Source organism: Streptomyces sp. NPDC097619 (assembly GCF_040302735.1).
In the GTDB taxonomy this organism is placed as follows: Bacteria; Actinomycetota; Actinomycetes; order Streptomycetales; family Streptomycetaceae; genus Streptomyces.
On record NZ_JBEOSD010000005.1, the window covers coordinates 59,274 to 78,432 of the forward strand.

A 19,159-nucleotide genomic window follows, 5' to 3' on the forward strand; every position below is an offset into this window, starting at 1 on the left:
ACGGGCCGGTGCGAGCCCTGTTCCCAAGGTCGCACCGGCCCGTGACGTGGCCGTTATCGCTCCGCGCCGACCGCGTGGATCAGGCCTCTTCGGCCAGTTCCAGCCAGCGCATCTCCAACTCGTCGCGCTCGGAGATCAGTTCCCGGAGCTCCGCGTCGAGCTCGGCCACCTTCTCGAAGTCGGTGGCGTTGTCCGCGATCCGGGTGTGCAGCAGGGACTCGCGGTCGGAGATCTTGTTGAGCTGGCGCTCGATCTTCTGGAGTTCCTTCTTCTGGGCGCGCGCGTCCCCGGCGGACTTTTCCTTGGCGGCGCCCGCGGCGGGGGCCGGGGCGGCGGGCTGCGCGGCCGGGGCGGCGGCCGCGGCCATCCGCTGTCGCCGCTCCAGGTACTCGTCCAGGCCTCGGGGCAGCATCCGCAGGGTGCGGTCGCCGAGGAGGGCCATGACGGTGTCGGTGGTGCGCTCGATGAAGAAGCGGTCGTGGCTGATGACGATCATCGAGCCGGGCCAGCCGTCGAGGAGGTCCTCCAGCTGGGTGAGGGTCTCGATGTCGAGGTCGTTGGTGGGCTCGTCGAGGAAGAGGACGTTCGGCTCGTCCATCAGCAGGCGCAGGATCTGCAGCCGGCGGCGCTCGCCACCGGAGAGGTCCCCGACCGGGGTCCACTGCTTCTCCTTGGTGAAGCCGAACTGCTCGCAGAGCTGTCCGGCCGTCATCTCGCGGCCCTTGCCGAGATCGACCCGGTCACGGACCCGCTGCACGGCCTCCAGCACCCGCAGGGAGGGGTCGAGTTCGCCGACCTCCTGGGAGAGGTAGGCCAGCTTGACGGTCTTGCCCACGGTCACGGTGCCCGCGGCGGGCTGCGCCTCGCCCTGGGTGCGGGCGGCCTCGGCGAGGGCCCGCAGCAGGGAGGTCTTGCCGGCGCCGTTGACACCGACGAGGCCGATCCGGTCGCCGGGTCCGAGCTGCCAGGTGAGGTGCTGGAGGAGGGTCTTGGGGCCGGCCTGGACGGTGACGTCCTCCAGCTCGAAGACGGTCTTGCCCAGCCGGGAGTTGGCGAACTTCATCAGCTCGGAGGTGTCGCGCGGCGGCGGCACGTCGGCGATGAGGGCGTTGGCGGCCTCGATGCGGAAGCGGGGCTTGGAGGTCCGGGCGGGGGCGCCGCGGCGCAGCCAGGCCAGCTCCTTGCGGACGAGGTTCTGCCGCTTGGTCTCCTCGGTGGCGGCGATCCGCTCGCGTTCGGCGCGGGCGAAGACGTAGTCGCTGTAGCCGCCCTCGTACTCGTGCACCGCGCCGCGCTGGACGTCCCACATGCGGGTGCAGACCTGGTCGAGGAACCAGCGGTCGTGGGTGACGCAGACGAGCGCCGAGCGGCGGTTCTGCAGGTGCCCGGCCAGCCAGGAGATGCCCTCGACGTCGAGGTGGTTGGTGGGCTCGTCGAGGACGAGCAGGCCCTGCTCGGCGATGAGGAGCTTGGCGAGCGCGATGCGGCGGCGCTCGCCACCGGAGAGCGGGCCGATGACGGTGTCGAGGCCGTGCTCGAAACCGGGCAGGTCCAGCCCGCCGAAGAGGCCGGTGAGGACGTCGCGGACGCGGGCGTTGCCGGCCCACTCGTGGTCGGCGAGGTCCCCGATGATCTCGTGGCGGACGGTCGCGGTCGGATCCAGCGAGTCGTGCTGGGTGAGGATGCCGAGGCGGGCGCCGCCGGTGTGGGTGACGCGGCCGCTGTCCGGCTCCTCCAGGCGCGCGAGCATCCGGATGAGGGTGGTCTTGCCGTCGCCGTTGCGTCCGACGACGCCGATCCGGTCCCCCTCGGACACGCCGAGGGAGATGCCGTCGAGCAGGGTACGGGTGCCGTACACCTTGCTGACTGCCTCGACATTGACCAGATTGACGGCCATCAGACGCGCTCCAGGAAAGGGGAAGGATCAGCCCCTCACCCTAACCTTCCGCGCGGACCCGGAACGCTCCACCAGCGCCCAGCCGCCCAGGACCAGGGCGATGGCCGCGGGCGCCGTCACGGGCACGGCCACCAGGACGGCGCTGTGACCCTCCAGGAGCCCGCCGAGCCCGGTCACGGAGAGGCCGAGGACCCCCAGCAGGCACAGCACGGTGCCCAGGGCCGCGGGCTGCCACGGACCGGGCCGCGGACCCGCCCCGCCCGGCTGCTCGAAGCGGCGGAAGGCGGCCACGCAGAGGGCGGTGAGCGCGGCCGCCCCGAGCAGCCGGACCGGGACCTGCGCCCACCAGGCGGCGCCGGCGGGCTCGGGGAGGGCCCCGCCGAGGCCGAGCTGGATCCCGTACACGCCGAGCATCGCGGTGAGGTGCCAGAGGAAGGCCGTCATGGCGATGCCGTTGGCGGCGACCACGGCCCGCCAGGCCCGGGGCCGGGCGAGCAGGGCCGCGGCGGGCCGGCGCAACAGCTCCACGGCGCCGGTGAGCCAGAGCCCGTGGCAGAGCAGGGCGAGGGTGGGCGGGGCCATGTTGGAGACCTCCTCGCCCGGCATCCCCACCATGGACAGCGGGTACGGGCCGAGGGCGACGAGCAGGACCGCGCCGCCGGCTCCCGCGGCGGCCAGGAGCCCGGGGCGGGTGAGACGGCCGTCGGCGCGCAGGAAGCCGAGCTGGTGCACGGCGAGCCAGACGAAGGCGAAGTTCAGGAACCCGGCGAAGGGCACCCCGCCCGCGAAGCGGAGCAGGTCCACGGCCGCGGCGGCGGCCACGAGCCCGAGGAAGGCCCCCCAGCCGTACCGTTCGTGGAGCCGGAGCAGGGGCGGGGTGAGGGCGACCACGGCGAGGTAGATCCCGATGAACCACAGCGGCTGGGTGACCAGCCGCAGGGCGGCCCCGGTGAGCCCGCCGCCCCCGCCCGCGAGCTGCACGGCCAGGGCCGCGAGGGCCCACACCAGGACGAAGACGAGGGTGGGCCGCAGCAGCCGGCGGAGCCGGACCCGCAGGAAGGCCGCGTAGCCGGGCACCCCGGGCGGCAGCCTGCGGGCGAGGGAGCGGTGGGACAGGGCGTGGGAGAAGCCGCCCACGTAGAAGAAGACCGGCATGACCTGGAAGAGCCAGGTCAGCGGCTGGAGCCGGGGCACCTCGGCGAGGAGGTTGCCCACCCCGTCGGCGGTGACCACGGCCATCAGCCAGTGGCCGAGCACCACGGTCCCGAGCGAGACCACCCGGAGCAGGTCGACGTACCGGTCACGCGACTGCGGCGTGGCGGCGGCGAGTTCGGAAGCACGCTGTCCCATGCCCCCACGCTCCCGCCCTCCCCCACCCCACCGGGAGGGCGCGCCTACTCATCCGCGCCTGAGTACGTGGTGCCGCCGCCGGTCCGGGTCGGGGGTCAGGTGGGGACGGGGGTGGCGCCGGGGACGGGGCCGTGGGCGGTGCGGGTGGCGCGGCAGGTGCCGGAGGCTTCGAGGGCGTCGGCGACCTTGGCGGCGGTCTCCGGGTCGGGGACCAGGAAGGCCGTGGTGGGGCCGGAGCCGGAGACGAGGGCGGCGAGGGCGCCCGCGCCGAGTCCGGCGTCGAGGGTGGCGGCGAGGCCGGGGGCCAGGGAGAGCGCGGCCGGCTGGAGGTCGTTGACCAGGGTGCCGGCCAGGGCCTCGGGGTCGCCGGCGGCGAGGGCGGCGAGCAGGGCCGGGGAGGCTTCGGGGGCGGGGACCGGGGTGCCCTCGGTGAGGCGGTCGAACTCGCGGAAGACGGCCGGGGTGGACAGGCCGCCGTGGGCGAGGGCGAAGACCCAGTGGAAGGTGCCCGCGGGCAGCGCGGTGAGGTGTTCGCCGCGGCCGGTGCCGAGGGCGGCGCCGCCGACGAGGCTGAAGGGGACGTCGCTGCCGAGTTCGGCGCAGATCTCCAGCAGTTCCTCGCGGCTCGCGCCGGTGCCCCACAGGGCGTCGCAGGCCAGCAGGGCGGCGGCGCCGTCGGCGCTGCCGCCGGCCATGCCGCCGGCGACGGGGATGTCCTTGTCGATGTGAAGGTGGACGTCGGGGCTGAGCCCGTGGCGGGCCGCGAGGAGTTCCGCGGCGCGGGCGGCGAGGTTGCCGCGGTCCAGGGGCACCTGGTCGGCGTAGGGGCCGGAGCAGGTGACGGTCAGCTCGCCGGGGGCGGCCGGCGTGGCGGTGACCCGGTCGTACAGGGAGACCGCGAGGAAGACGTTGGCGAGGTCGTGGAAGCCGTCGGGGCGGGCCGCGCCCACCGCGAGCTGCACGTTGACCTTGGCGGGGACCCGTACGGTCACCTGTCGGGCGGCGCCCGGGGCCTCGGGGGTGCCGGGGGCCGTGCTCACGCGGCGGCCTCCTGGTGGGCGTCCTTGTGCTCGGCGATGCGGGCGAACTCCTCGACGGTGAGGGCCTCGCCGCGGGCCTGCGGGGAGATCCCGGCGGCGAGCAGGGCGGCCTCGGCGGCGACGGCGGAGCCGGCCCAGCCCGCGAGGGCGGCGCGCAGGGTCTTGCGGCGCTGCGCGAAGGCGGCGTCGACGACGGCGAAGACCTCGGCCTTGGTGGCGGTGGTCGCGACGGGCTCGGTGCGGCGCACCAGGGAGACCAGTCCGGAGTCGACGTTGGGGGCGGGCCAGAAGACGTTCCGGCCGATGGCGCCGGCGCGCTTGACCTCGGCGTACCAGTTGGCCTTGACGGAGGGGACCCCGTAGACCTTGTTGCCGGGGCGGGCGGCGAGCCGGTCGGCGACCTCGGCCTGGACCATGACGAGGGTCCGCTCGATGGTGGGGAACCGGTCGAGCATGTGCAGGAGCACGGGGACGGCCACGTTGTAGGGCAGGTTGGCGACCAGGGCGGTGGGGGCGGGGCCGGGGAGCTCCCGGACCAGCATGGCGTCGGAGTGGACCAGGGCGAACCGGTCCTTCTTCGCGGGCAGCCGGGCGGCGATGGTCGCGGGCAGCGCGGCGGCCAGGACGTCGTCGATCTCCACGGCGGTGACGTGGTCGGCGGCCTCCAGGAGGGCCAGGGTCAGCGAGCCCAGTCCGGGGCCCACCTCGACGACCACGTCCTCGGGGCGCACCTCCGCCGTGCGCACGATGCGGCGCACGGTGTTGGCGTCGATGACGAAGTTCTGGCCCTTCTGCTTCGTGGGCCGGACGCCGAGGACGGCGGCCAGCTCACGGATGTCGGCGGGGCCCAGGAGGGCGTCGGGGGCCGAAACGGCGTCGGGGGCGTCGGGCTGCTCTGCGGTGCTCACCGGTAAAGCCTACGGCCGCAGTGGGGCCACGGACTCGCCCCCCGCTGCACGTAGAGCTTCTTGGCCCGGTAGGTCTGCTCGCTCGCGGTGGCTTCCTGGGCCCGGCCGCTGCCGCCGAGGCTGCGCCAGGTGCCCACGTCGAACTGGTACAGGCCGCCGTAGGTGCCCGAGGGGTCCACGGCGCCGGGGCGGCCGCCGGACTCGCAGTGGGCGAGGGCGGACCAGTCCAGGCCGTCGGCGCCCGCCACGGAGGTGGGCAGGGGCCGGGTGCCGACCTTGACGATCTGGGCGACGGGCTCGCGGACGATCTCCTCGGCGACGCGGCGGGGCTTCTGCCGGACGCCGTTGACGGTGCGCAGCGCGTACGTGACGCGGCGGGCGCCCTGCCGGCCGCTCTGTTCGACGACCTCGGTGCCGGCGAACAGCTCGGGGTCCTTGACGCGGCGGGTCTCGAAGGGGATCTGCTCCTCGCGGACCTCGCGGCTGCCGGTGACGCGCAGCACGGTGACGGTCATCCCGTCGCGGGGGAAGAGTTCGGGGTCCACGGAGGTGGTGTCCTCGCCGTGCAGGGTGATCCCGGCCTGTTCGAGGGCTTCGCGGACGGTCGCGGCGTTGGTGCGGAGGGTGCGTTCGCGGCCGTCGGCCATGAAGGTGACGGTGCGCTCGGTGCGGACGCTGAGGGTGAGCCCCTGCCGGGAGATGGGGGCGGAGCGGGAGGCGGAGAGGTAGGCGCCCTCGGCGCGGACGCCGAGCTGGCGCAGGGCGCCGTCCACGGTGCGGGCGGTGGTCCACACCTGGCGGCGGGTGCCGTCGAGGGTGAGGGTCAGGGGGCGTCCGTAGCGCAGGACGATCTCGTCGCCGTCGTCGAGGTCGCCGGTGACGGCGGGGGCGACGAGGTCGTGGGCGCCGACGTCGAGCCCTTCGGCGGCGAGGAGTTCGCCGACGTCGTCGGCGAAGGTGTGCAGGGTGCGGGGGGTGCCGTCCACGGTGAGGCGGACGGCCTTGTCGCTGGCGACGAAGGCCGAGGTGCCGCCCGCGAGGAAGGCGACCACGAGGGCCTGGGGGACCAGGCGCCGCCAACCCTCGGGTCCGGTGGCGGTCTTGCGGCGGCGGGCGGCCCGGCGGGGGCGGGGGGCCTCGGCGCGCCGGTCCTCCCGGCGGGGTGCCTCGGCGCGGCGCGGGTTCTCGCGGCGCGGGGTCCCTTCCCGCCGCGGGGCGGGCTCCCGGCGCGGCTCGCCCTCGCGGCGGGAGCGGCGGCGCCTGCCGGGGGTGCGGTCGGGGTCGGTCCCGGGGACGGTCGCGGGGTCCACGGGCCCGCCCTGCCCGGGGACGACGGGGGTCTCGGCGGGGGCCACGGCCGTGGGGGCGGCGGTGGCCGCGCCGCCCCGGCGGCGGCCGGATGCCCGGTGACTGCCCTGCGTATCGCTCAAAGCGGTTGCTCCACTGGTCCGGCCCGGCGGGGTTCGGGCAGGGGACACTAGCGGAGCGGGGGTCACTCTCCAAAGTCGAGCCGTCACCCAGCGTGTCACCGGGGTGGCGCGGGAGCCCTCCGGGCGGGTGGTGCGGGGGCCGGGATCAGTAGCCGAAGGCGCGGGCGGTGTTGGCCGCCAGGGCCGTGGCCAGCGTGTCCTCGTGCTCGCCGCGGGCGGCGGCCATGGCACGGACGGTGAGCGGAATCAGGTAGGGGGCGTTGGGCCGTCCGCGATACGGGGCGGGGGTGAGGTAGGGCGCGTCGGTCTCGACGAGGAGCAGTTCGGCGGGGGCGACGGCGACGGCCTCGCGCAGGTCGCGGGCGTTCTTGAAGGTGACGGTTCCGGCGAAGGACAGGTAGTAGCCGGCGGCGGCGCACTCGCGGGCCATGTCGGCGTCGCCGGAGTAGCAGTGGAAGACGGTGCGTTCGGGGGCGCCCTCCTCGCGGAGGATGCGCAGCACGTCGGCGTGGGCCTCGCGGTCGTGGATGACGAGGGCCTTGCCCTGCCGCTTGGCGATCTCGATGTGGGCGCGGAAGGAGCGCTCCTGGGCGGCCGTGCCCTCGGGGCCGGTGCGGAAGTAGTCCAGGCCGGTCTCGCCGACGGCGTTGACGTGCGGGAGGGCGGCCAGCCGCTCGATCTCGGCGAGGGCCTCGTCGAGGGCCGCCTCGCCGCCCGGGGTGCGGGCGCCCTGACGGGACCAGCCGTCGGGGTCCCCGTGGACGATCCGGGGGGCTTCGTTGGGGTGCAGGGCCACGGCCGCGTGCACCTGGGGGTGGGCGGCGGCGGTCTCGGCGGCCCAGAGGGAGCCCTTGAGGTCACAGCCCACCTGGACCACGGCGGTCACGCCGACGGAGGCGGCCTTGGCGAGGGCCTCCTCGACGGTGCCGGTCTGCATGTCCAGGTGGGTGTGGGAGTCGCCCACCGGCACCCGGAGCGGTTCGGGCAGCGGCGGCGGGGTGTCCTTGGAGGTGCTGGGGCTCATGCGGCCGATCCTACGAGGAGGGGCGGCGGTTCGGACGGGGCGGGCGGCCGGCGGGACCCGGCGCCCGGCCCGCCGGCGGGGTCAGGCGCTCCCGCGGGAGAAGCGGGCCCGCAGCCGGGCGAACATCCCGGCGCGGTCGGCCTCGGTGACGGCCACCGGGCCGGGTCCGTCGTGGGTCGCGCCCCGGCGGTGCCGGCCGCGCTCGTGGTCGTCGCCGGTGGAGGGGACGGGCCCCGCGATGCCGGGGGCGATGTTGTGGTGGAAGAGCCGGTCCACCACGCCGAGCACGGAGTCGACCTGCCCGGCCCGCATGATGCGGACCACGTGGCCGCCGCAGTTCAGGCAGGTGGGACTCGACAGCGGAGAGGGCACGCGTTCGCCCTGGACCGTGTACATGATGAAGGGCCGGCCGGTGCCGTCCACGTGGTGTTCGATCTCGTACGCCTGCTCCCAGCCGTACCCGCAGCGCATGCAGGCGAAGGAGTACGCCTCGTGCACGGTCGGGACAGCACGATCCGGGACGGCGGATGCGGGGACTGGGACCGGTGTGTCTGCGATCTCACTCATGCCAGCTCCTCTGGTCCGCTGTGACTCATGCCAGTGGACGCCTGTTCCGGCGGGAGCGCATCAGGCCCTGTCGAGTATTGGACCGCCTTTGGACAGGTCATGTCCAAAGCGCCCGGTGCGCGGTCGATCCTTTGCTTTTCAGGTTAGCCCTTTACCGGTCTATGGCACCTTTTGTTCCGCGTTCTTTGCCGCCACCACCGCGTCGAACACCTCGCGCTTGGGTAGTCCCGCCTCGGCGGCGACGGCCGCGATCGCCTCCTTGCGTCGCTCTCCCGCCTCCTCGCGCACCCGCACCCGGCGCACCAGCTCGGTCGCGTCCAGTTCCTCGGGTCCGGTCTCGGGTGCTCCCTCGACCACCACGGTGATCTCGCCGCGGACGCCCTCGGCGGCCCAGGCGGCCAGCTCGCCGAGACCGCCCCGCTTGACCTCCTCGTAGGTCTTGGTGAGCTCCCGACAGACGGCGGCCCGCCGGTCCGCCCCGAAGACCTCGGCCATCGCGGCCAGGGTGTCGTCGAGCCGGTGCGGGGCCTCGAAGTACACGAGGGTGCGGCGCTCGGCCGCGACCTCACGGAGCCGCCCGAGCCGCTCCCCGGCCTTGCGCGGCAGGAAGCCCTCGAAGCAGAACCGGTCCACGGGCAGCCCGGACAGGGCCAGCGCGGTCAGCACGGCCGAGGGGCCGGGCACGGCCGTGACCTTGATGTCCTTCTCCACCGCGGCGGCCACCAGCCGGTAGCCGGGGTCGGAGACGGAGGGCATGCCCGCGTCGGTGACCAGCAGCACCCGGGCGCCCCCGAGCAGCGCCTCCACCAGCTCCGGGGTGCGGGCCGACTCGTTGCCCTCGAAGTAGGAGACCACCCGGCCGCCGGTGTGCACGCCCAGGGCCCGGGTCAGCCCGCGCAGCCGCCGGGTGTCCTCGGCGGCGACGATGTCGGCGGTCTCCAACTCGGCGGCCAGCCGGGGCGGCGCGTCGGCGATCTCGCCGATGGGCGTGCCCGCGAGGACGAGCACTCCGGGGGCGCCGGAGCCGGCCGCGGCGGTGGGACGGAGGGGCTGCTGTTCTGTCACCCGTCCATCCTCGCAGCCCCGATCACCTGTCCCGCACAGATGCGTTCCCTACGATGTGCCGGTGACCAGTACCGCGACTCCCCAGACCGACCCCGCGGGAGCCCCGCCCGGCCCGCCGGGCGGAGCCGAGCCCTCCGCGTGGTCGGCCCGGCTGCGCCGCTTCGGCTACCACCCGACCGACGCCGCCCGCGCGGACGTGCGCACCCGGCTGGTGCCGCCGTACGCCCAGCCCTCCCCGCACCTGTGGACGGCCCTGGGCGTGCCCCCCGCCCTCGCCGCCGCCCTGCCGCGGGTGCTGGCCTGGGCGGGTCCGCTGCTGGTCGCACTGGTCGCGGGCGTGCTCCGGTTCGTGAACCTGGGCACCCCGAAGGCGGTGATATTCGACGAGACGTACTACGCCAAGGACGCCTGGGCCACCATCAAGCAGGGCTACGAGGCGAGCTGGCCCAAGGACGTGGACAAGTCCGTCATCGCGAACCCGGACGGGGTGGCCCTGCCCCTCGACCCCGGGTACGTGGTGCACCCGCCGGTCGGCAAGTGGGTCATCGGGCTCGGCGAGTGGCTGTTCGGCTTCACGCCCTTCGGCTGGCGGTTCATGACCGCCCTGCTCGGCACCCTGTCCGTGCTGATGCTGTGCCGGATCGGGCGGCGGCTGTTCCGCTCCACCTTCCTGGGCTGCCTCGCCGGCGCCCTGCTCGCGGTGGACGGCCTGCACCTGGTCATGAGCCGGACCGCGCTCCTCGACCTGGTCCTGATGTTCTTCGTGCTGGCCGCCTTCGGGGCCCTGCTGGTGGACCGGGACAAGGCCCGCGCCCGACTCGCCGACGCCCTGCCCGTGGACGCGGACGGCCGCACCCGCCCGGACGCCGAGACCGCCGAGACCCTCCGCCTGGGGTGGCGCCCCTGGCGGCTGCTGGCGGGCGTCTGCCTGGGCCTGGCCTTCGGCACCAAGTGGAACGGCGCCGTGGTGCTGGCCTTCTTCGGGCTCCTGACCGTGGCCTGGGACGCGCACGCCCGTCGGGTGGCCGGAGCGGGCGCGCCCTACCTGACGATGCTCCGCCGCGACGCCGTCCCCGCCTTCCTGTCCACGGTGCCCGTGGCCCTGGGCACGTACCTGCTGTCCTGGACGGGCTGGATCCTCAGCCCCGACAACGGCAAGGGCGGCTACTTCCGCGACTGGTCCGCCGAACAGGGCGGGGTGTCCTGGCTGCCGGACTGGCTGACCAGCCTGTGGCACTACGAGACCGAGGTGTACAAGTTCCACGTCGGCCTCACCTCGGGCCACACCTACGAGTCGAACCCGTGGAGCTGGCTGGTCCTGGGCCGCCCGGTCTCCTACTTCTACGAGTCCCCCGACCCCGGCGCCGACGGCTGCCCCGCCGCCGAGACGGCCAAGTGCGCCCGCGAGGTCCTGGCCCTGGGCACCCCGCTGCTGTGGTGGACGGCCTGCTTCGCCCTGCTCTACGTGCTGTGGCGCTGGGTGTTCCGCCGGGACTGGCGGGCCGGCGCCATCGTCTGCGCGGTGGCAGCGGGCTACCTGCCCTGGTTCAACTACCAGGAGCGGACCATCTTCTACTTCTACGCCGTGGTCTTCGTCCCGTTCCTGTGCCTGGCGGTGGCGATGCTGGTCGGCGCCCTCCTGGGCCCGGCCGGCTCCTCCGAACGCCGCCGCGCGGTCGGCGCCATCGGCGCGGGCGTCCTGGTCCTGCTGATCGTCTGGAACTTCATCTACTTCTATCCGATCTACACCGGCCAGACCCTCCCCATGGACTCCTGGCGCAACCGCATGTGGTTCGACACCTGGGTCTAACCACCCACCGCACGCACGCGCACCACCCACGAGGCCCCCGGCACCGCACGGCGCCGGGGGCCTCGTGGTCGGTACGGGTCGTCGTCGGGTGGCGCGAGGTGATCCGGGGCGGGGCGGGGGTGGAAGCCGGGGGGCGTTGCCGGCGTTGCACCATGGTGGGCGGCACCACCGGGGTGCCCGGTACTCCAGGGAGCGCGGACGTGGACGTCCAGGGCACGGTGGCGGCGGGTTTCGAGCCCGTCAGGGACGCGTTCGTACGGAACTTCACCGAGCGCGGGGACCGCGGCGCGGCCGTGGCGGTGTACCGGGACGGCCGGCCGGTGGTGGACCTGTGGGCCGGCACCCGGGACGCCGATCCGGAGCCGGGGGTGCCCGCGGCACCGTGGACCGCCGACACCGCCCAGATAGTCCGCTCCGCCACCAAGGGCGTGGCCGCCGCGGTGCCGCTGCTGCTGCACCAGCGGGGGCTGCTGGACCTGGACGCCCCGGTGGGCTCGTACTGGCCGGAGTTCAAGGCGGCGGGCAAGGAGCGGGTGACGGTCCGGGAGGTGCTGGCGCACCGGGCCGGGGTGCCCGCGCTGGACCGGCCGCTGACCCCGGAGCAGGCCGCGGACGGGGTGTCCGGTCCGGCCGCCGTGGCGGCCCAGGAGCCCTTCTGGGAGCCGGGCACCGCGCACGGCTACCACGCGCAGACCTTCAGCTGGCTGCTCGGCGAGCTGGTGCTGCGGGTGACGGGGCGGACGCTGGGCCGCTGGCTGGCCGAGGAGGTGTCGGCTCCGCTGGGCCTGGACCTGTGGGTGGGCCTGCCGCCGGAGGAGGCGCACCGGGTGGGTCGGGTGGCCGCCGTGGAGCCGCCGCCGCAGGCCGCGGGGGCGCTGCGGACCCGGCCGCGCCGGGAGGTCTCGGAGGCGTACCGGGACCCGGCCTCGCTGACCCGGCGGGCCTTCGGGGCCATCGACCCGCTGCCCGACGAGAACGACCCGGCCTACCGGGCGGCCGAGCTGCCCGCCTCGGCCGGCATCGCCACGGCCGGGGCGCTCGCGCGGTTCTACGCGGCGACGATCGGCGAGGTCGAGGGCGGGGTCCGGCTGTTCGCGCCGGAGACCACGGCGCTGGCCGGGGCGGAGCGGTCCGCGGGGACCGACCGGGTGCTGCTGGTGGGCACCCGGTACGGGCTGGGCCACATGCTGCACGGTCCGGCCTCGCCGCTGCTGTCCCCGGCGTCCTTCGGGCATCCGGGGCGGGGCGGCTCGCTGGGCTTCGCCGACCCGGAGGCCGGGGTGTCCTTCGGGTACGTCACGAACGCCCTGGCCAAGAGCGTGACCGCGGACCCGCGCGCCCAGGCGCTGGTACGGGCCCTGCGCTCGGCCCTCTGAGCCCGCCGACCGACACGGCTCGTCCCGACACGGCTCGTCCCGACGCTCCGACGACCGGCGCCCCGGCGACCGGCGCTCCGACCCGGGTCACCCCAGGGTGACGGACCGCGGGTCGAAGCCGAAGGGCAGTTCCAGGCGGTGGGCCCGCATCAGCTCCTCGTCGCAGAGCAGCTCCTGGGTGCGGCCGTCGGCGGCGATCACCCCGTCGCTGAGGACCACCGCGCGCGGACACAGCTCCAGCGCGTACGGCAGGTCGTGCGTGACCATCAGGACGGTGACGTCCAGGGAGCGCAGGATGTCGGCGAGCTCGCGACGGGAGGCCGGGTCGAGGTTGGAGGAGGGCTCGTCGAGGACGAGCACCTCCGGTTCCATCGCGAGGACCGTGGCCACGGCCACCCGGCGGCGCTGGCCGAAGGACAGGTGGTGCGGGGGCCGGCCGGCGAACTCCGCCATGCCCACCCGGTCCAGCGCGGTGCGGACCCGTTCCTCCAGCTCGGCCCCGCGCAGTCCGGCGGCGGCCGGGCCGAAGGCCACGTCCTCGCGGACGGTGGGCATGAAGAGCTGGTCGTCGGGGTCCTGGAAGACGATGCCGACCCGGCGCCGGATCTCGGCGAGGTTCCGCTTGGCCACGGGCAGCCCGGCCACGGTGACCGTGCCGGCCCCGGCGGTCAGGATGCCGTTGAGGTGCAGCACGAGGGTGGTCTTCCCGGCGCCGTTGGGGCCGAGGAGGGCGACCCGTTCGCCGCGGGCCACGGTCAGGTCCACGCCGAAGAGGGCCTGGTGGCCGTCGGGGTAGGCGTAGGCGAGGCCGCTGACCTCCAGCGAGGGCGGCACCGCGGCGGCCGGCGCCGCCGAGCCGGACGGAGCCGGGGCCGGAGACGGGGACTGGGGGGTGTTCACAGGGTCCATCCCATCAGGCAGACGGCGAGTGCCGCGGCGGGCAGGGCGGCGGCGTACGCCCACTGGGAGCGGGTGGCCGTCACCTCGTCGATCACGGGCATGGTGCCGGCGTAACCGCGGCTGACCATGGCCAGGTGCACGCGTTCGCCGCGTTCGTAGGAGCGGATGAAGAGGGCCCCGGCGGTCTTCGCGAGGACGCCCCAGTGCCGGATCCCGCGGGCCTCGAAGCCCCGGGAGCGGCGGGCCACGGACATCCGGCGCAGCTCGTCGGTGACGAGGTCCCCGTAGCGGACCATGAACGAGGCGATCTGCACGAGGAGCGGCGGCAGCCCGAGCCGCTGGAGGCCCAGCAACAGGGACCGCAGCTCGGTGGTGGAGGCCAGGAGCACGGAGGCGGCGACCCCGAGGGTGCCCTTGGCGAGGACGTTCCAGGCTCCCCACAGTCCGGAGACGCTGACGGACAGCCCGAGGACCTCCGTGCGCTCGCCCTGCGCCACGAACGGCAGCAGCAGGGCGAAGGCGACGAAGGGCACCTCGATGACCAGGCGCCGCAGCACGAACCCGGCCGGCACCCGTGCCGCGGCCGCCACCGCGGCGAGGAGCAGCGCGTACAGGCCGAAGGCCCACACGGCCTCGCGGGGGGTGGAGACCACGACGAGGACGAAGCAGAAGACCGCGGCGAGCTTGCAGTGCGGCGGCAGCAGGTGGACCGGCGAGTCGCCGGCCCGGTAGAGGCGGTGTGCGTGACCCGCTCCCATGCCGGGCTCAGCCCTCCCGGGCGGCCGTGGCGGGGGCGCCGGCGTCCTCGGCGCGGCGGCGGCGCACCGCCCAGAACACGCCGGTGCCCACGGCCACGGTGGCGCCGACGCCGATGACCCCGGCGAGGCCGCCGGAGAGGCGGGCGTCGTCCACGTCCTTCACTCCGTAGTCGGCGAGCGGGGAGTCGGCGGTGGCGTGCTCGTACTGGTCGGCCTTGGCGTCGATCCCCTGGTCGGCGGCGACCTTCTCCAGGCCGTCCGGGTTCGCGGAGGCGTAGAAGGAGACGAAGCCGGCCAGCACCAGGGCGGCGACCAGGCCGGTGGCCCACACGGCGCGGGTGGAGCGCGCGGCGGCCGGCGCCGGCTCCTCGGCGGGAGCGGGCGCGGCGGGCGCGGCCGGCGCGTCGACGAGTTCGCCGTCGACACGGAGCTTCAGCGGGGCCGTCAGCCCCCGCGCCCCGTGCACGAGGTCGGGGCGGACGGCGATCACGGCGCCGACGGTGGCCGCGGTGATCAGGGCCTCGCCGATGCCGATGAGCACGTGCACGCCGACCATCGCGGTCAGCACCTTGCCCACGGGCACGTCGGTGGTCCCGCCGACGGCGTAGATCAGGGTGAAGGCGGCGGCGGAGGCCGGTACGGAGACCAGGGCGCCGACGAAGGCGGCCACGGTCACCGAGCGGCGGCTGCCGGGCAGCACCTTCAGGAGGCCGCGGAAGAGGGCGTAGGAGACCAGCACGGTCACCACGCCCATGACGGTGATGTTCACGCCGAGGGCGGTGAGCCCGCCGTCCGCGAAGAGCACGCCCTGCATGAGCAGGACCACCGAGACGCAGAGGACCCCCGTGTAGGGGCCGACGAGTATCGCCGCCAGGGCCCCGCCGAGGAGGTGCCCGCTGGTGCCGGCCGCCACGGGGAAGTTGAGCATCTGCACCGCGAAGATGAAGGCGGCGACGAGACCGGCGAGCGGGGCGGTCCGCTCGTCCAGCTCGCGGCGCGCGCCCTTGAGCGAGACCGCGACGGCGGCCACCGCGGCGGCGCCCGCGGCTACGGACACCGGGGCGTTGATGAAGCCGTCGGGCACATGCATGGGCTGCTCCGCTTCCTCACAAAACGTTTAACCGTTCAAGAATAGTGCTCACTTGCAAACGGTTGGCAAGAGCGTCCACATCACGAAAAGCCCCCGGAACCTATCCCTCCGGATATGCGACATTGGAGGGGAATAGGTCGGATGGTGGCGATAGTGAGGTGCGGTCGTGGCTTCTGCGCAGTCTGATGCGATCGAGGACCGGGTCCGGGCCCGCGTGATCAATGACGACCCCCTCTACCGCGCCGTCCCGGTCTCGCTGCGCTTCGTCCCGGCCGAGCCGCTCGCGGTGCGGATCGTCTTCCCACCGGGCCTGTCCCCCGAGAACACCGAGAACGAGTGGGTCTTCCCGCTGGTCCTGCTGGAGACCGGCCTCCAGTCGCCGACCGGCAGCGGGGACGTCCGGGTCTGGCCGGCGGGCCGGGTGCAGACGGTGGTCGAGCTGCACTCCCCGGAGGGCGTGGCGGTGATCCAGTTCGACAGCGCGGCGCTCCGTCGCTTCCTGCGCCGCACCTACGCCGTGACGGGTACGGCCCCGCCCCGGCGCACCCCCGTCACCCGCTAGGCCGAAGCCGGCCCGGGAAAACCGGAGGGCCCGGTCGCCCCCTCGATGGGGTGCGACCGGGCCCTCCGCGATCCCGCGTCGACCGATCCGGCCCCGGTCGGAGCGATGGAGCTCCGACCGGGCCGGCCTCGGCTCCGATCAGGCGTTGACGAGCTCGCGCTCGCCGTCCGGGTCGTTGCCCGACCCGGCGTCCTCGTCACCGCCGAGGTGCTTGCGCAGGCCCTCGCCCTCGACGTCCACGTTGGGCATCGCCTTGTCGAGCCAGCGCGGCAGCCACCAGGCGCGGTGGCCGAGCAGGGCCAGGACCGCGGGCACGATCGCCATGCGGACCACGAAGGCGTCGAAGAACACCGCGACGGCCAGGCCGAAGCCGATCATCTTGACCATCTGCTCGCTGGAGCCGATGAAGCCCGCGAACACCGCGATCATGATCACGGCGGCGGCGGTGACCACCCGGGCGCCGTGCTGGAAGCCCGTCACGATGGCCTGGCCGGGCCGCTCCCCGTGGACGTACGCCTCCCGCATCCGGGTCACGAGGAAGACCTCGTAGTCCATGGCGAGACCGAAGACGACACCCACCATGAAGATCGGCATCATGCTCATGATCGGGCCGGTCTGCTCCACCCCGAAGAGCGAGCCCAGCCAGCCCCACTGGAAGACCGCGACCACCGCGCCGAGCGCGGCGACCACCGAGAGCAGGAAGCCCAGGGCCGCCTTGAGCGGCACCAGCACTGAGCGGAACACCAGCATCAGCAGCAGGAAGGCGAGTCCGACGACCAGGGCCAGGTAGGGCAGCAGGGCGTCGTTCATCTTCTGCGAGAAGTCGATGTTCATCGCGGTCTGGCCGCTGACGAGCACCTCGGCGCCGGTGTCCTTCTTGATCTCGGCGCGCACCTCGCGGATGTCGTGGACCAGCGTCTCGGTCTTCTCCGAGGAGGGCCGGTCCTTCGCGATCACGGTGACGGTGGAGGTGTCGCCCTCCTTGTTCGGCTGTCCGGGGATGACCGCGACCACGCCGTCGAGCTTCTTGACCGTGCCGACGACCTCGTCGACGGCCTGGTCGATGTCCTGGCCGTTCCGCAGGTCCTTGCCGTCGACGATCATCAGCAGCGGGCCGTTGAAGCCCGGGCCGAAGCCCTCGGACAGCAGGTCGTAGGCGCGGCGCTGGGTGGTGGACACCGGCTGGGAGCCCTCGTCGGGCAGGCCCATCTCCAGCTTGGAGGCCGGTACGGCGATCACGCCGAGGCCGATCACACCGGCCAGCAGCACCATCACCGGGCGGCGCAGCACGAACCGCGCCCACCGGGTGCCGCCGTTCGGCTTGGCCTCGGTGCCCTCGGGGCGGCCCTTGCCGAACAGCTTGGACTTGCTGCCCGCGGGCAGCACCCGCTTGCCGGCGAAGCCGAGCATGGCGGGGACCAGGGTGAGGGCCACGAGGACGGCGATGACCACGGTCCCGGCCGCCGCGAAGCCCATCTTGGTGAGCATCGGGATGTTGACCACGGCCAGGCCCACCAGGGCGATGACCACGGTGAGGCCGGCGAAGACCACCGCGGATCCGGCGGTGCCCGCGGCCCGACCGGCCGCCTCCTCGCGGTCCCGGCCCTCGGCCAGCTCGGCGCGGTAGCGGGAGACGATGAAGAGGGCGTAGTCGATGCCGACCGCGAGGCCGATCATCATCGCCAGCGTGGAGGTGGTGCTGCCCAGGTCCAGGACGTTGGCGAGGGCGGTGATGGAGGAGACGCCGATGCCGACGCCGATCAGCGCGGTCAGCAGCGGCAGTCCGGCCGCGACCAGTGAACCGAAGGTGATCACGAGGACCACGGCGGCCACGCCGACGCCGATGATCTCCCCAGAGCCGGTCTCCGGCATCACGGTCAGCGCGTCACCGCCGATCTCGACGGTGAGCCCGCTCTTCTGCGCGGCGGTCGCCGCGTCCTCCAGGGCCTCGCGGGTGTCGTCGGTCAGCTCCATGGCGCTGACCTTGTACGAGACGGAGGCGTAGGCGGTGGAGCCGTCCTGGCTGGTGGCCTTGGCCTGGTACGGGTCGGCGACCGAGGCCACCTGGTCCGAACCGTCCCGCAGCTCCTTGACGGTCTTCTCGATCTCGGCCTTGGGCCCGGCGTCGGTGATCTTCTGCCCGGCGGGGGCCTTGAAGACCACGCGGGCGGTGGCCCCGTCGGCGCGCTGGCCCGGGAAGCGCTGCTCCATCAGGTCGAAGGCGCGCTGCGCCTCCGTGCCCGGTATGGAGAAGGAGCTGGAGGTCGGGGTCGCCGCGGAGGCCGCGCCGAAACCGGCGAGCAGCAGCAGCGCCACCCAGGCCAGGGCGACGAACCGGCGGCGCCGGAACGCACCGCGGCCGAGGCGGTAGAGGAAGGTTGCCACGGAAGTGGTCTCCCGTTCAGGTCGTGGGATGGGACGGGGCGTGCGGAAGCCGCCCGACGACGAGAGCGGTACGTGTCAGGAGGTCCTGCTGGGGAGGGGCGGGACGGGTTCTGGATCAGGCGCCGAGGGCGGGGAACACCACGGCGTCGATGAAGTCGGCGAGGAAGGCCCGGTCCACCGGTCTGTCCTCGATCAGCGGGAGCGCGATGAACGCGCCGATGAGCATGTGCGGTACGTACTCCAGGGCCGGGCGGTCCGGGGCGATCTCCCCCCGGTCCACGGCCCGCCGGAGCATCAGCTGGAGTCCGTTGATCTCCGGTTCCACGAGCAGGTCGCGCAGGGCCCGGTGGAGCTCGGGGCTCTCGTGCACCGCGTGGGCCAGCCCGCGGATGAGCGCGGTGTCCTTGGCCATCTGGGCGTCGTCGGAGTGCTCGACCATCATCCCGAAATCGCCGCGCAGGCTGCCCGTGTCGATGTCCCGGAGGGACATCGGCTTCGTGCACCGCATGGCGTGGGCGACCAGCTCCGGCTTGCTGCCCCACTGGCGGTAGAGCGTGGCCTTGCTGGACTTGGTGCGGGCGGCGACGGCATCCATGGTCAGCGTCTCGTACCCCACCTCACGGAGGAGGTCGAGGACCGCCTCGAGCAGCTCGGCCTCCCGCTCGGGGGTGAGCCTGCTGCGCCGCGACGAGACCGCGTCGGCCATCTTCCCGGACTCCCTTCAGAACGAAACGGTTTCGTACCGCTACGACCATACCCCGCACACCAGCGAAACGAAACTGTTTCGTTTCCACTCGACCAAGTCCAGCATCCCCCGCCCACCCCACCGAACGCCCACTGGCGAAGCCCACAGCCGACAAACCCAAGCCCCGCGGCGAGGCCGAAGCCCACGGCCACCAAAACCAAGCCCCGCCATGAGGCCGAAAAATCCCAGGGGCACCGAAATCCAGCCCCGCCGGCGATCGAGGCGCGGGGTCCGGGGCGGAGCCCCGTGCCC

At 74.0% G+C, this 19,159-nt stretch carries 16 protein-coding genes; 3 read left to right on the top strand and 13 right to left on the bottom strand.

The genetic code is table 11. The annotated features are described in order from the left end of the window. Positions 1-79: 79 nt before the first annotated feature. The 8 genes from ABTZ17_RS02570 to rsmI form a co-directional block, all read right to left on the bottom strand. Positions 80-1,897: an ABC-F family ATP-binding cassette domain-containing protein gene (locus ABTZ17_RS02570; RefSeq protein WP_352193630.1), complete on the bottom strand. Its 1,818-nt coding sequence runs from the start codon at positions 1,895-1,897 to the stop codon at positions 80-82. Between the two features lie 27 nt (positions 1,898-1,924). Beyond that, positions 1,925-3,247, bottom strand: coding sequence for an acyltransferase family protein (locus tag ABTZ17_RS02575; RefSeq protein ID WP_352193631.1), 1,323 nt, complete (start codon positions 3,245-3,247; stop codon positions 1,925-1,927). A gap of 95 nt (positions 3,248-3,342) precedes the next feature. Beyond that, a complete protein-coding gene (locus tag ABTZ17_RS02580; protein ID WP_352193632.1) occupies positions 3,343-4,287 on the bottom strand; it encodes a 4-(cytidine 5'-diphospho)-2-C-methyl-D-erythritol kinase in 945 nt (314 codons plus the stop codon). Then, positions 4,284-5,195 (bottom strand): 16S rRNA (adenine(1518)-N(6)/adenine(1519)-N(6))-dimethyltransferase RsmA, encoded by a 912-nt coding sequence (gene rsmA, locus ABTZ17_RS02585; protein WP_352193633.1) that lies wholly within the window; start codon positions 5,193-5,195, stop codon positions 4,284-4,286. Before rsmA ends, ABTZ17_RS02580 begins: the two co-directional genes overlap by 4 nt. Then, a complete protein-coding gene (locus ABTZ17_RS02590; protein WP_352193634.1) occupies positions 5,192-6,625 on the bottom strand; it encodes a resuscitation-promoting factor in 1,434 nt (477 codons plus the stop codon). The genes rsmA and ABTZ17_RS02590 overlap by 4 nt, the downstream gene beginning before the upstream one ends. Positions 6,626-6,770: 145 nt before the next feature. Further along, positions 6,771-7,649 carry a TatD family hydrolase gene (locus ABTZ17_RS02595; RefSeq protein ID WP_352193635.1) on the bottom strand — a complete coding sequence of 293 codons (879 nt, stop codon included), beginning with the start codon at positions 7,647-7,649 and terminating at the stop codon, positions 6,771-6,773. An 81-nt stretch (positions 7,650-7,730) separates the two neighbouring features. Further along, the gene (locus ABTZ17_RS02600; RefSeq protein WP_352193636.1) at positions 7,731-8,216 is read right to left on the bottom strand and encodes a hypothetical protein; all 486 of its coding nucleotides are present in this window, start codon (positions 8,214-8,216) and stop codon (positions 7,731-7,733) included. A 159-nt stretch (positions 8,217-8,375) separates the two neighbouring features. Further along, the gene (gene rsmI / locus ABTZ17_RS02605; protein WP_352193637.1) at positions 8,376-9,281 is read right to left on the bottom strand and encodes a 16S rRNA (cytidine(1402)-2'-O)-methyltransferase; all 906 of its coding nucleotides are present in this window, start codon (positions 9,279-9,281) and stop codon (positions 8,376-8,378) included. Positions 9,282-9,342: 61 nt separating this feature from the next. On the opposite strand from rsmI, the gene ABTZ17_RS02610 reads away from it, so the two are divergent. Next, complete coding sequence (locus ABTZ17_RS02610; protein ID WP_502994578.1) at positions 9,343-11,091, top strand: dolichyl-phosphate-mannose--protein mannosyltransferase; 1,749 nt, start codon at positions 9,343-9,345, stop codon at positions 11,089-11,091. Between the two features lie 152 nt (positions 11,092-11,243). Next, positions 11,244-12,467 carry a serine hydrolase domain-containing protein gene (locus ABTZ17_RS02615; protein ID WP_352193638.1) on the top strand — a complete coding sequence of 408 codons (1,224 nt, stop codon included), beginning with the start codon at positions 11,244-11,246 and terminating at the stop codon, positions 12,465-12,467. Between the two features lie 87 nt (positions 12,468-12,554). Here ABTZ17_RS02615 and ABTZ17_RS02620 read toward each other — a convergent pair whose 3' ends face one another. The 3 genes from ABTZ17_RS02620 to ABTZ17_RS02630 are packed head-to-tail and all read right to left on the bottom strand — an operon-like array spanning position 12,555 to position 15,215. Then, positions 12,555-13,376, bottom strand: a complete 822-nt coding sequence (locus tag ABTZ17_RS02620) for an energy-coupling factor ABC transporter ATP-binding protein (protein WP_502994579.1) — start codon at positions 13,374-13,376, stop codon at positions 12,555-12,557. Continuing rightward, positions 13,364-14,125, bottom strand: a complete 762-nt coding sequence (gene cbiQ / locus ABTZ17_RS02625) for a cobalt ECF transporter T component CbiQ (protein ID WP_352193639.1) — start codon at positions 14,123-14,125, stop codon at positions 13,364-13,366. The genes ABTZ17_RS02620 and cbiQ overlap by 13 nt, the downstream gene beginning before the upstream one ends. A gap of 7 nt (positions 14,126-14,132) precedes the next feature. Then, a complete protein-coding gene (locus tag ABTZ17_RS02630; RefSeq protein WP_352193640.1) occupies positions 14,133-15,215 on the bottom strand; it encodes an energy-coupling factor ABC transporter permease in 1,083 nt (360 codons plus the stop codon). A gap of 166 nt (positions 15,216-15,381) precedes the next feature. On the opposite strand from ABTZ17_RS02630, the gene ABTZ17_RS02635 reads away from it, so the two are divergent. Then, positions 15,382-15,777 carry an SsgA family sporulation/cell division regulator gene (locus ABTZ17_RS02635; RefSeq protein ID WP_352193641.1) on the top strand — a complete coding sequence of 132 codons (396 nt, stop codon included), beginning with the start codon at positions 15,382-15,384 and terminating at the stop codon, positions 15,775-15,777. Positions 15,778-15,915: 138 nt separating this feature from the next. On the opposite strand, the gene ABTZ17_RS02640 is transcribed toward ABTZ17_RS02635, so the two are convergent. Both ABTZ17_RS02640 and ABTZ17_RS02645 read right to left on the bottom strand, forming a co-directional pair. Further along, a complete protein-coding gene (locus tag ABTZ17_RS02640; protein ID WP_352193642.1) occupies positions 15,916-18,162 on the bottom strand; it encodes an MMPL family transporter in 2,247 nt (748 codons plus the stop codon). 115 nt (positions 18,163-18,277) lie between these two features. Next, entirely contained in the window at positions 18,278-18,868 is a 591-nt protein-coding gene (locus ABTZ17_RS02645) for a TetR/AcrR family transcriptional regulator (protein WP_352193643.1), read from the bottom strand. Between the last annotated feature and the right edge of the window lie 291 nt (positions 18,869-19,159).

Excerpts from the sequence above, each read along its gene's own strand:
- ABTZ17_RS02600 (WP_352193636.1), bottom strand. The coding sequence starts at position 8,216 with ATGAGTGAGATCGCAGACACACCGGTCCCAGTCCCCGCATCCGCCGTC.
- ABTZ17_RS02620 (WP_502994579.1), bottom strand. The coding sequence starts at position 13,376 with ATGGACCCTGTGAACACCCCCCAGTCCCCGTCTCCGGCCCCGGCTCCG.
- ABTZ17_RS02645 (WP_352193643.1), bottom strand. The coding sequence starts at position 18,868 with ATGGCCGACGCGGTCTCGTCGCGGCGCAGCAGGCTCACCCCCGAGCGG.
- ABTZ17_RS02595 (WP_352193635.1), bottom strand. The coding sequence starts at position 7,649 with ATGAGCCCCAGCACCTCCAAGGACACCCCGCCGCCGCTGCCCGAACCG.
- cbiQ (WP_352193639.1), bottom strand. The coding sequence starts at position 14,125 with ATGGGAGCGGGTCACGCACACCGCCTCTACCGGGCCGGCGACTCGCCG.
- ABTZ17_RS02615 (WP_352193638.1), top strand. The coding sequence starts at position 11,244 with ATGGTGGGCGGCACCACCGGGGTGCCCGGTACTCCAGGGAGCGCGGAC.
- ABTZ17_RS02575 (WP_352193631.1), bottom strand. The coding sequence starts at position 3,247 with ATGGGACAGCGTGCTTCCGAACTCGCCGCCGCCACGCCGCAGTCGCGT.
- ABTZ17_RS02570 (WP_352193630.1), bottom strand. The coding sequence starts at position 1,897 with ATGGCCGTCAATCTGGTCAATGTCGAGGCAGTCAGCAAGGTGTACGGC.
- ABTZ17_RS02630 (WP_352193640.1), bottom strand. The coding sequence starts at position 15,215 with ATGCATGTGCCCGACGGCTTCATCAACGCCCCGGTGTCCGTAGCCGCG.